This is a genomic window from Pseudomonas sp. FBCC-B1667 (assembly GCF_059133255.1).
In genome coordinates this window covers 3,304,957-3,316,797 of sequence record NZ_CP101437.1, presented here as the reverse complement: position 1 = coordinate 3,316,797, position 11,841 = coordinate 3,304,957, and the positions used below count along the sequence as shown (strand labels likewise).

At 57.8% G+C, this 11,841-nt stretch carries 11 protein-coding genes; 1 reads left to right on the top strand and 10 read right to left on the bottom strand.

Annotation, left to right across the window (positions count from 1 at the left end; all coding sequences use genetic code 11):
- Positions 1-88 precede the first annotated feature (88 nt).
- The 10 genes from NL116_RS15120 to NL116_RS15075 all read right to left on the bottom strand — a co-directional run bounded on the left by NL116_RS15120 (position 89) and on the right by NL116_RS15075 (position 11,299).
- The gene (locus NL116_RS15120) at positions 89-1,453 is read right to left on the bottom strand and encodes a TolC family outer membrane protein (RefSeq protein WP_494377888.1); all 1,365 of its coding nucleotides are present in this window, start codon (positions 1,451-1,453) and stop codon (positions 89-91) included.
- A gap of 2 nt (positions 1,454-1,455) precedes the next feature.
- On the bottom strand, positions 1,456-2,805 hold the full coding sequence (locus NL116_RS15115) for an HlyD family type I secretion periplasmic adaptor subunit (protein WP_494377887.1): 1,350 nt from the start codon (positions 2,803-2,805) through the stop codon (positions 1,456-1,458).
- On the bottom strand, positions 2,802-4,577 hold the full coding sequence (locus NL116_RS15110) for a type I secretion system permease/ATPase (RefSeq protein ID WP_494377886.1): 1,776 nt from the start codon (positions 4,575-4,577) through the stop codon (positions 2,802-2,804). The genes NL116_RS15115 and NL116_RS15110 overlap by 4 nt, the downstream gene beginning before the upstream one ends.
- Before the next feature lie 212 nt (positions 4,578-4,789).
- The gene (locus NL116_RS15105) at positions 4,790-5,212 is read right to left on the bottom strand and encodes an AprI/Inh family metalloprotease inhibitor (RefSeq protein WP_494377885.1); all 423 of its coding nucleotides are present in this window, start codon (positions 5,210-5,212) and stop codon (positions 4,790-4,792) included.
- 95 nt (positions 5,213-5,307) lie between these two features.
- The gene (locus NL116_RS15100; RefSeq protein WP_494377884.1) at positions 5,308-6,765 is read right to left on the bottom strand and encodes a serralysin family metalloprotease; all 1,458 of its coding nucleotides are present in this window, start codon (positions 6,763-6,765) and stop codon (positions 5,308-5,310) included.
- A gap of 402 nt (positions 6,766-7,167) precedes the next feature.
- Positions 7,168-7,419: a hypothetical protein gene (locus NL116_RS15095; protein WP_494377883.1), complete on the bottom strand. Its 252-nt coding sequence runs from the start codon at positions 7,417-7,419 to the stop codon at positions 7,168-7,170.
- Between the two features lie 103 nt (positions 7,420-7,522).
- Positions 7,523-8,608, bottom strand: coding sequence for a polyamine ABC transporter substrate-binding protein (locus tag NL116_RS15090; protein ID WP_494377882.1), 1,086 nt, complete (start codon positions 8,606-8,608; stop codon positions 7,523-7,525).
- Positions 8,609-8,654: 46 nt separating this feature from the next.
- The gene (locus NL116_RS15085) at positions 8,655-8,996 is read right to left on the bottom strand and encodes a cupin domain-containing protein (RefSeq protein WP_494377881.1); all 342 of its coding nucleotides are present in this window, start codon (positions 8,994-8,996) and stop codon (positions 8,655-8,657) included.
- A 30-nt stretch (positions 8,997-9,026) separates the two neighbouring features.
- Positions 9,027-10,433, bottom strand: a complete 1,407-nt coding sequence (locus NL116_RS15080; RefSeq protein WP_494377880.1) for an NAD(P)/FAD-dependent oxidoreductase — start codon at positions 10,431-10,433, stop codon at positions 9,027-9,029.
- Between the two features lie 50 nt (positions 10,434-10,483).
- A complete protein-coding gene (locus NL116_RS15075) occupies positions 10,484-11,299 on the bottom strand; it encodes a helix-turn-helix domain-containing protein (protein ID WP_494377879.1) in 816 nt (271 codons plus the stop codon).
- Positions 11,300-11,563: 264 nt separating this feature from the next.
- On the opposite strand from NL116_RS15075, the gene NL116_RS15070 reads away from it, so the two are divergent.
- Complete coding sequence (locus tag NL116_RS15070; RefSeq protein WP_494377878.1) at positions 11,564-11,839, top strand: DUF1652 domain-containing protein; 276 nt, start codon at positions 11,564-11,566, stop codon at positions 11,837-11,839.
- The last annotated feature ends 2 nt before the right edge of the window (positions 11,840-11,841 follow it).

The window sequence follows — 11,841 nt, the reverse complement described above, 5'->3', positions numbered from 1 at the left end:
GTTGCCAAAATCCCTTTTTTGCCTCGAAAGGCACCTGTAAATACAGATATTTCCTGTGGCAGCCTTCGGCAACCGCTACACGTCCGGTTTACTGAGTCTTTGGGCCCTGACCGAAAGCCTCGTCTACCTTGGCAAGGTCCTGCTCGCTCAACGTTCCGGCGTAGTAGTGCAATTTGGTCCAGGCCATCAAGTAGTCATAGCGTGCCTGCGCCAGATCGCGGCGGGTGGTAAATAGTTGTTGTTGCGCGTTCAACTCATCCAGGTTGACGCGTTCACCGCCCAAAATGCTTTGCTTAGTCGACACCACCAGCGCTTCGGCAGACACCAGGGCTTTTTGATAAGCGCGTAGCTTGCTCACTCCCGACAGGCAGGCGCTGAACTGTCGGCGCAGCTCGATCAGGGTTTGGCGGGTCTTGCCGTCCAGTTCGTATTCGGCCTGCTCCATCGTGCGGCTGGCCTGACGGGTGGACGCCGACACCCCGCCACCGGCATACAGCGGCACGTTGACTTCAATACCGATGGTGTTGGTGTCGTATCGCTGGTTATAGGTATTGCCGCTTTCCGATTCGTTCTGGCGCACCGAGGCATAGGCGCTGACTTTCGGCAGATGCCCGGCACGATTGCGTTCAACTTCGTAACGCGCCACTTCCACGGCTTGGCGCTGTGAAGCGAGGGTCGGGTTATTCGCCACGGCCATCTCATGCCAGCTGGCGTAACTGGCCGGTTGCAGGCTGAAGGTCTGGAAATTCTGATCCAGTGGCGCCAGGTCCACGATGTCAATCGTCGGTACACCAATCAACGCGCCCAGTTCACGCAAGGACGCGTCCTGCTCGTTGCGTGCCTCGATGACTTCAGCCGTCGCCAGTTCGTAACGGGATTCGGACTCAAGTGTATCGGTGCGCGTGCCCTCGCCCTGGCGGAACATCTGCTCGTTCTGCTGGAACTGCTGTTCGAAGGCCTTCTTCTTGGCCAGCGCAATGTCGATCTGGTCCTGAGCGAACAGCGCCTTGGTGTAGTTTTCCAGCACCCGCACCAGCAGCTCCTGGCTCTTGCCGCGAAACGCCTCATCGGCAAACAACGACTGCGCCACGCCTTTGCGGTAGGCCGCATAGGCTTCGTAATCGATCAACGGCTGTTGCAGGGTCAGGGTTGAGCCATAACTGCTGTAGTTGCGATCATCGGTCTGGTTTTGCCCGCGATCGTTGAGGTAAGTGGCCTTGGACGCGTTGCGCCCCTTGTTGTAGTTGTAACCCAGCTTCGGCAGCAAACCGGCACGGCCGATGATGCGGTTTTCCAGGCCAGCATCGCGTTCCTTTAGCGCGCCGAGGAACACCGGATCATTGCGCAACGCTTGCTCGTAAATGTCGAACGGCCCCATGGCCATCACGCTGTTGCACGTCAGCAACGCCAGGGTCGCTACGAGCAGGAAAAGCTTATTCATACAGCCGAACATCCTTATTCCTCGGTCAACGCGGAGCCTGCCCGGTCGAGCAGCGGTTTGAACAGATAGTTGAGGAGTGAACGTTCACCCGTACGCACGAACATTTGCGCCGGCATGCCGGGCTTGATTACAAGGCCATTGAGCTTTTCCATCGCTTGGTCGCTGACGCTGCTGCGCAGCACGTAGTACGGCGCGCCGGTTTTCTCGTCGACCATCTGGTCGGCGGAGATCAGGCTGACTTCGCCGGGCACTCGCGGCGTGCGGCTTTGGTTGAACGCGGTGAACAGAATGTCCACCGGCAAGTGGGTGCCGACCTTGTCGATCAGGTTGATCGGCAGGTGCCCTTCGACTTCCAGACGAGTGCCCTGGGGCACGATTTCCAGCAAGGTCTCGCCCTGACGCACCACCGCGCCTTCAGTGTGCACCCCTAGGTTGACCGCGATGCCGTCAGCCGTGGCGATGATCTCGCTGTGTTGCAGATTGAACCCGGCCGAGATCAGTTGCTCCTTGAGGGTCACGCTCTTGAGTTGCGCGTCAGCCAGTTGGGTGCGGACCTCTTTCTGATATTCCTCAATGTGCTGTTGCAGCTTGAGCTTCGCTTCGAGGATGCCCTGCTCCACCCGGCCGCTTTCGCCGGCGTTCTCGGCCAGTTGCTGCTGCACTTGCGACAGTTGACGCTGGTATTCCATCAATCGGTTGCGCGGAATGTAGCCGTTGTCCGCCAAGGGCTGCAGGTTGCTCAGTTGTTGGTGCAGCGAGTTGGCCTGCGCCGTCAGGTCGGTACGCGCACGGCGCATGCCGGCCAATTGCGCGCTGGCACCTTCCATGTTGGCGCGCAGCCCACCCTGTTCGCGGAAGAATGCTTCGCGACGGCTGCTGAACAATTGCCGCTGGCTTTCGAGTACCAATGCCAAACGCGGATCGGCATCCTTGCTCAACTCGGCCGGGAAATTCACTTGCTTGAGATTGTCCCGTTCACTTTCCCAGCGCGCGACACTGGCCCAGGCCATGCGGTACTGCGCTTGCAGCGAATCGACGTCGGCCGCGACCTGGGTCTGGTCGAGCTGGAACAGCGGCTGGCCGAGCTTCACCCATTCACCCTCACGCACCAGAATCCGGCTGACCACACCGGGGCTCATCGATTGCACGGCTTTGCGTTTGCCCGATACCACCACCGTGCCTTGCACCGGAATCCCTTGATCGAGCGGCGCGAGGCTGGCCCAGGTGAAGAAACTGCCGGCGCCGACGATGGCCAGAATCCACCCCATGCGCGCGAAGAAGCGTGCGTCGCGTTCTGGGCGTTCGGCGATGTAATCGTGTTCCATCATGGCTTCGCTTTCAGAGTTCATGCGTGCGCTGCTCATACACCCGTATTCCTTGTCGTGGGCTGGTACTGCCGGCTCATACTGAGCCCGCCCGGTGCCTGCGCGGCTTTTTCACGCTGTTGTTCCTGGGCGCCGGACAACGCCTTGAGCACGTCCTGGCTCGGACCGAAGGCCTGCAAGCGCCCTTCGTTGAGCACCAGCAATTTGTCGGCCTGGGCCAAGGCCGAGGATCGATGGGTCACAAGGATCACGCTGGTGCCTTGGGCTTTCATGTGCGCGATGGCGCTGGCCAACGCAGCTTCGCCGACGGTGTCGAGGTTGGAATTGGGTTCGTCCAGCACCACCAGGCGCGGGTTGCCGTACAACGCACGGGCCAGTGCCACGCGTTGTTTCTGACCACCGGACAAGCCGCAGCCGTCTTCGCCGAGCACCGTGTCGTAACCTTGCGGCAGGCGCAGGATCAGTTCATGCACACCGGCCTGTTGCGCGGCTTCGACGACTTTCTGCGGATCTGTTTCGCGAAACCGGGCAATGTTTTCGGCAATGCTGCCGCTGAACAACTCGATGTCTTGTGGCAAGTACCCGATGTAAGGGCCGAGGTCGTCGCGGTTCCAGCGATGAATGTCCGCACCGTCGAGGCGAACCGTGCCGCCGAGGGTGGGCCAGACGCCGACGAGTACCCGGACCAATGTTGACTTGCCTGAGCCAGAAGCGCCGAGCACGCCCATCACCTCCCCGGCACCGAGGTTGAAGTTGACCATGTGCAGTGTCGCCGCACGCTGCCCCGGCGGGCCGGCGCTGACTTGTTCGAAGGTGATCTGGCCTTTCGGTGCCGGCAGCGCCATGGCTTCATCACTCGGTGGAAAGGTTTGCAGCAACGAATCCAGGCGGCGGTAGGCCAGCTTTGCGCCACTCCACTGTTTCCAGACCGCTATCAACTGATCAATGGGGCTCAGGACGCGGCCCATCAGGATCGAACCGGCAATCATCATCCCTGCGGTCATTTCCCCCTTGATCACCAGCAACGCGCCCAGTCCCAGCACCAACGATTGCAGGCACAGACGCAGGGTTTTGCTGAGGGAACTGATGACCGCTCCGGTATCGCTGGCCTGATTCTGCAAACTGAGAAAACGCGAGTGCACTTGAAACCAACGTTTGCGCAACACGCCGAGCATGCCCATCGCCTGGATGGTCTCGGCGTTGTGCAAGTGGCTGGTGGCCAACTGGCTGGACTTCTGGGAAAAACCGGCGGCTTCGCCCAAGGGCTTTTTGGTCATCGTTTCGTTGAGGAAAGCGAGGCCAATCAGCACCACAGCGCCCACTGTCGCGAAAACACCCAGCCAGAAGTTGAACAGGTAGATCACGAACAGATAGACCGGAAACCACGGCGCGTCGAAGAAGGCAAACAGCGCCGGACCGGTGACAAACTGGCGAATGTGCGTCAGATCCCCAAGGGACTGCCCGGCATTGCCCTCGCCCTGGAACAGGTTGCGCTCGAACGCGGCTTGATACACCCGCAGGTTGAAGCGACGTTCCAGTTGGCTGCCAATGCGGATCACGATGAAGCTGCGCACGATCTCGAGCAGACCGATGAAGGCAAAGAAGCCGACCACCATTAACGACAACATGGCCAAGGTTGTTTCGTTTTGCGAAGACAACACACGGTCATAGACTTGCAGCATATAAATCGACGGAACCAGCATCAGTACGTTGATCAATGCGGTAAAACAACCGACGCTGATCAAGATGCTTTTATAGTCGCCCAGTGCCTTGAATAACAGAGCGGTGGCTGGGGCCTTAGCCATCTTCATTGATTTTTCCCAAGATCATATTTCCCGCCCTGAACTGGCGAGATATTTAATTAACTGTGCGTACGCAGTTGAGACATTTTTTGTCGGCAATCACTTACAAATTAACCATCCACTTTCCATGGCCGACATTAAGCGGGTGTCTTGTTTTGCTGCTGTTAACTCCAACAGCGGGCTCTATATTTAAATCTGCACAGATCCGCCAGCCATTTGCTCTAACGCGCAGAGCGCTCAAGCGTGATGATCAGACCTGACTTCAAATTGCCTTGATAAAGCCCATCACGCTGTCGGCTGAAAAAGTAAATTCTTGAGCCTTCTTTGCCGGTGATCGCAATCCCGTCCGGCTCTGTGAACCAGCCAATGGCCGACTCTTGCAGCCAGGCCCCAAGGCACTTGGCGCCCTCGCCCAGAGTCTGGTTGGGATGAAGGTCTATCAGGCAAACGTTCGACGGTTTGTCCTGCATAGTGCGGGACTCGGATGAATCCTCTTTGGCCATCAAGGTGGCTTGCCATTGCCCGGCGAGTTCAGAGGGATCGGCTAATTTCAGGCTGCTTGCCATGGCTACATCTCCAAGAAACATCGTCAGTGTCGCTAATAGCAACACGATCATTCTGTAGGTAAAGGCGTCAGGGGCCATAGGGCGTCTCACTTCAGCGCGTAGCCTTGCGCATTGCGCGCATTGAGGCAAGGAAGCGCGGCGCAGCGTGCACCGCGCTCCTGTTCAACCCTGAATCAGGCCACGATGTCCGAGTAGGCTGCCTGACCTACGGTGCTGACCAGGAAATCCGCCACACCATGCCCGGAGAAGTCCACCGACAACAAGCTGTTACCGCTCGAGCTAGTCAACACCGCATCGCCGACCGCACCAGTGAACGAACTCACGAAATGCAGGCCCGCGCCTTGGGTGATACCGGTCAGGTCGATCTTGTCCAGGCCACTGACAAAATCGAGTATCTGATCGACAACACCTGGCTTTGAGTCGCTGCTGGCGGCGAACACAAACGTGTCTGAACCGGCACCACCCCACAGCTTGTCCGCACCGCTCGCGCCGTAGAGGATGTCGTTGCCGGCACCGCCCTTCAGCTCATTGGACACACCATTGCCGATCAGCAAGTCGTTGCCCGAACCACCAATCGCGTTCTCGATGATCGCGCCTTTGGCAATGGACACGTTGCCCACCAGACCGCCAACGTCGGAGAACGAGGCCTCATTGAGATTGATTTTCTGGTTTTGGGTGAAACCGGAGAAGTCCAGGGTGTCCTTGCCGCCAGCGTCCCATACCGAAAACACGACTTTGTCCGACGACGAAGCCGCGCCCAGGAAGTCGCGACCGGCGTTGGAGTTGAAACCGTAGGTGGTGTCTCCGGTACGGGTGCTGGTGTTGGCCCCGTAAAGTTTCTGGATAGCGGCAATGTCGTCCATCAGCGGGCCGGACGAATACGCTTCGACACCACCCTTGCTGAAGTTCTGGCTGGTATTGCTTTCACTCCAGTAGCTCATGACGCTGTAACCGCGGGTGTCTTGCCCGTAGGTGGCGTTGTTGTAAGTCGGTGCGCCTTCACCCGCGTTGTAGTCGCCAGGGTGGGCCAGGCCCAGGGTGTGGCCGATTTCGTGGGTCAGGGTTTGACGACCGTAGTTATTGAGATCCGGCGTCTTGTTAGGCGTATAGCTGCTGTTGGTCAGGTACCAGGAGGTTCCGTCGTAACCCGCGCCCGTGCCCGGAAGATAAGCGAACGCCGCAGCGCCATCCTGGCCGCCACTGTAGTTGCCGAAGGTCATGTGGCCGTCGCCGCCCCCGGACTTCTCGGTAAAAGTGACGTTAGCGACATCGGCCCAGGATTGCATGGCGAGCACTGCCTGGGCTTTTTGCTGAGCGCTGAACTGATTGAAGCCGGTAATCCCATGCTTGTTCAGGGTGCTCGATGACGCCGAGGCCAGGAACGTGTAGGTCAGTTCGATTTTGCCGCTGCCGTCCTTGTCCTGGTAGGCAGCACCATCGCGCAGCAATTGAGTCGCTGCCTGGTCGACGGAATATGAAGGTTTGCCATTGACCGTGAGATTGCCGCCGCGGTCATACTGATGGCTGAAGCTGTCGATCTGGCTGTATGCAGAACTCGGTGCAGCCAATGCATACGAGGGAGCAAACGCCTGTTCAGCAAGATCAATAGCGTTGTTTTTTTCTTTCGACATAAACACACTTCCTTGTTTGGCTATGGAACCGTTTTTGTCAGATAGCGACAATCTCTGGCGAGATCGTCCAATCACTCGCCCAATGAAGGCGAAATAAAACTGACACAATTCGAAATCAAACGTCTACATTTTTTTTGACGTAACATTGTGCCATTCCAGCAAGTGCCCGGAAACAACGCCTGAGGTGTCGAAGTTTGTTTTTGGGTATGTGCGTTTGCGCAAATTGACGGATGTTTTGATATTTAAATATTAAATAGGGGTAAGTTTGTTTTTATCTCGGAGGTCTCACTTTGCTGAGCGTATTAATATGAGTGCCAGCGCATTGATATCAATCCAGGCGCGAATACCAAAATCAGTGACGAGGAAGCTTGCCCTCCCCGCCACCACACGGCAAATCAACCGTCAAACTTCAATTCCAGAGAAAATGGTCTCTTTGCTATCGAGCACTCCTAACCGCTGGAGAACATCGTTGATAGCCCCCCACGTTCCGACGTCTTCGGGCGTTGACTTGTTGTCCAGCGTACGACGAAGGCTCTGCAACACATGCAATCGCCCTAATGCCACGTCATCGGAGGTGCTACCTTTCGCGATGATTTTTCCGGCGGCGAGGTTGATTTCATCTTCGATAAACGTTTTGAACACTGATTTTTTCATTGGGCGCTCTCCTGCAGGCGCCATGCCTGCGGGCTTCACTCTATAAGCCATCTCGACAGTCAGCTACTGTCAGAAATTACAGGTACGCACCAGCGAATGGCGTTTAACTCCCCGTCCGAATCTTGTTCCAAACCCGCGTACGCACTCGATCAATGTTCAGTGGCATCGCCTCGAGCGCGAACAGCTTTCCCATCATCTCTGGGCTCGGATAAACCTTGGTGTCGTTCTTGATCGTCGGGTCGATCAGGCTATCAGCCTGTTCGTTGCCGTTGGCGTAGTGCACGTAGTTGCTGACGCCGGCCATGACATCCGGGCGCAGCAGGTAATTCATGAAGGCGTAGCCAGCCTGCTCGTCCGGGGCGTCGGCCGGCATGGCGACCATGTCGAACCAGATGGCGGCGCCTTCCTTTGGAATGGCATAGCCGATGTCGATGCCGTTGTTGGCCTCCTTGGCGCGGTTTTCGGCTTGCAGGATGTCACCGGAGAAGCCGACCGCCACGCAGATGTCACCATTGGCCAGGTCGCTGGTGTATTTGGACGAGTGGAAATAGCTGACATATGGCCGGACTTTCAGCAGCAGCGCTTCGGCCTTTTTATAGTCTTCCGGGTTTTTACTGTGGTGCGGCAGGCCCAGGTAATTCAGAGCGGCAGGCAACAGTTCCGGACCGTTGTCGAGGATGGCAACACCGCACTTGTGCAGCTTTTGCATGTTCTCGGGTTTGAAGATCAGGTCCCAGGAGTCCACCGGCGCGTTGTCGCCCAGAACGGCCTTGACCTTGGCGATGTTGTAACCGATTCCGGTGCTGCCCCACAGGTACGGAAACCCGTGCTCGTTGCCCGGATCGTTGGACTGCAACGCCGTGAGCAATACCGGATTGAGGTTCTTCCAGTTGGGTAATTGGTGCTTGTCGAGCTTCTTCAGTGCGCCGCCCTCAATCTGTCGCGCCATGAAGTGATTGGATGGGAACACGACGTCGTACCCCGATTTACCGGTCATCAACTTGCCATCGAGGGTTTCGTTGCTGTCGTAGACGTCATAGGTAAAGGCGATGCCGGTTTCCTTCTGGAAGTTCTTGGTGGTATCCGGGGCGATGTAATCCGACCAATTGTAGATTTTGACCGTCTCGGCCGCGTGGCTGAGGGTTGCGACGAGTGCAAGGGGCGCCAGTGTCAGTGTCTTTCGGATCATGGGTCGATTCCTGTAGGGGCTTTTGTTTTTGGCAGGCAATCAGAGATCAAAAAATCAAAACGTAGGTCTTGCGCACGGTTTCCTGGATATCCCAGATGCCGAGGCTGTTAGCGGGCAACATCAGTGCATCGCCGGCTTCTATGGTGAGGGTTTCACCGTCGTCCGGGGTAAAGGTGCAGCGGCCCTGGATGAAGTGACAAAATTCCTGGGCGACGATCTGCCGACGCCAGCGGCCGGGTGTGCATTCCCAGACACCGGTCTCGACGCCATCGTCACGTTCGACGCTGCTGGTCGAAGCCACGGCCACCGTTGTTCCCAGTGGCGCGGCAACCGGGTTGGACTCTTCTAGTATCAGGTTGGCGGTGTTCTTGAATTGCGTGATGCTCATGGGCGTACCTGTCGATGATGAAAGCGCTGTTTAGTGCATGAAACCTTCCATTAAGCCGGCCACCCGACTGGCGAGTGTGCGGCGCCAGGGAGCTGAGGCCGGGTTGGCCAGGGTCTCGTCTTCGTAGACAAAGCTGCGGATGATCGCGTTGTAACCGAGCCAGCGACAGGGCTCCGGTTCCCAGGCCTTGAGCGTGTCGAGTCCGCCTTGCGGCATCACCCATGGCTGACGCACCAATTCGGTATCGCGCTCAAGAATCAGGTCTGCAAGGGTTCGGCCGCCCAGGTTGCTGGCGCCGACACCCTCCCCGCCATAACCGCCAGACACGGCGATCCCGCTGGCATGATCACAGAGCATGTGCGGCTTGAAGCGCCGCGACATGCCCAGGTTGCCACCCCAAGCGTGGGAGATTCGCACGTTCTTGAGCTGCGGGAAGAGCTCGCCGAACAGATAGCGTCGCAGTTCCACCTCGCGGGTGGTCAGGTTGAAGTCATGGCGCAACCTGCCGGCAAACTGGTAGCCGCCCCGTGCGCCGAATACCAAGCGGTTGTCGGCGGTGCGCTGGCCGTAGGTCACCTGGCGGCTGCTTTCGCTGAAGGCCTGGCCGCGATTCAGGCCGATTTCCTCCCAGGTCGCGGCGGACAGGGGTTCGGTGGCAACGATCAGGCTTTGCACCGGCAGTTGATAACGACCCAGCGGCGGCAGCGTCGTCGCGTAGCCTTCTACCGCCGGGACAATCCAGCGACTGCGAACCGAAGCCTTGGCTGTGCGCAGGCTCCCCGACTGCCACTGCGTGACCGGGCTGTTTTCATAGATTTTGACCCCCATCTTCTCCACCGTGCGTGCCAAACCGCGCACTAACCTAGCCGGGTGGAGGGTAGCGACGTGCGGTGCATAGATACCGCCATAAGGTTTCGCCACTCTGATCTGTTGCGCCAGTTGCTCGGGGTTAAGCCAGCGGTAGTCACTTTCGGTGAGGCCCTGCCGGTAGAGATCGTCCAGGTAACGACGCAAACTGGACGCTTGCTCGGGATAGCGCGCAGCGCAGTAAAGCACTCCGCCTTTGCGATAGTCGCAGGCGATGCCTTCACGTTCGACGATAAGTTCTACTTCATCGGGAATACTGTGCAGCAGGTCGAATGAGGCACGGCGTTGTTCGGGGGGCAGATCGGCGAGTAACCGGTCTTCACCGAGGATATTGCCCATCAGCCAGCCACCGTTACGGCCCGAGGCGCCAAAACCCGCGGTTTGGGCTTCGACAATGGCAATATTCAGGCCCGGTGCCTGACGCTTGAGGTAATACGCGGTCCAAAGCCCGGTATACCCAGCGCCGATGATGGCAACGTCGACATCCAAGTCGTGTTCCAGCCCCGCGCGCGCCAACAACGGCTCGTCGAGTTGATCCATCCATAAACTGATAGTGCGCCACGCCGACATGCAAGCCTCCGCCACTCAAATTTCGATGGCGTCGATCCTAGTGCTTGGGCTCAGGGGCTGTCTTGCGCGCGGGCCCGCAAGGAAATTTGTTTGGCATAGGCCTTCGGCGATAGCCCCGTGTGCTGGCGAAAACAGTTGTAAAACGCCGACAACGAATTGAATCCCGCGGCAAACGCCAGTTCATCGATACGCAACGGCGGCGTCGCGGTGTCCAGCGTGCCGAGCAAATGCCGCAGGCGCGCTTGGTTCACGTAGCGATAGAAACTCTGCCCCAGCACTTGATTCAACAGATAGGAAATCTGATTGCGACTGTAGCCGCAATCCTTTGCCACCCGTTGCAGGTCAAGTTCGGGGTCCAGGTACGGCTGCTGATGCTGGAAATACTGTTGCAAGTCGTCGGCCATGAAACCCAACTGGCGCGGGGACAGCCCGAGTCGACTGACGGCCGGGCGCAGCGTTTTAGTCGCCGTGCAGGACGGCTGCTCGTGGACCAGCGTAGCGTATTCGTTGACCCGCCAGATCAACCCGTCACGAACCGTGATCGCCTCGCTGGTATGGAAGGACACTAATCCCTCACCACCACGCAATGTCATTCGGTACTGGATAAACGCGGTATTGCCGTCCAGGCGAATCCGGTCCGAGTGCTCCAGCGCTTCGTCCGGGTTGCGCGGCATGCTGGCGCGCACATACTCGCGCAGTTCGTCGAGCCCGATCACGAGGTTCTGGAAGAAATCGTGATACTGGACGTCAGGGTGAAAGAGCGCCATGACGCCATCCAGGTCGCGGTGCTTCCAGCACAAGTGGTAGCGCATGACCGTCTCGCCCGTGGCCCCGGTTTGCTGCGGCCCATCATCATCGACGTGCATATAGGTCTCGACGGAAAAACGCCGAGCTTGTCGAAGTTCTGCTGCGAGTTCAATGGCTGAAATACAGGCTCGGCGAGCGTCTACGCGGGCAAAGGCATGAGCTTGATTATGAAAAGTCGACTAACCGCCCGACGGCCCGAAAAAAATCACATGGTTTTCACATTCGGGTGCTACTTTTAAAGACAGTCACCGGTTGAGCCATTGAAGGCTCTTCCCTCCTAACATGAGCTAAAGGAAGCGCTCGATGAAGAAGGCGGGCAACATATGAATAAAGGCTCTTTCAGCAAAGTCACGTTTCCAAACGCCTGCCAACTGATGCGCTGGCATTTTCATCCCATGGGATTTGAGGCGAGCATGGACGCACCGGGCAGTATGATCGCCCGGCTGTTTGATCGCGCCAGTGGCGAAACCATGATCGCCATCGCCGGTATTCCTTGTGCAACTGTCATGAATGCGACAGATGTTGAGCGAATCATTGAAGCCGTCGAGGATGAACTTGAGGCATTCGTTCCACCTGCGGCCCTCAAAAGCTATGCCTGAGG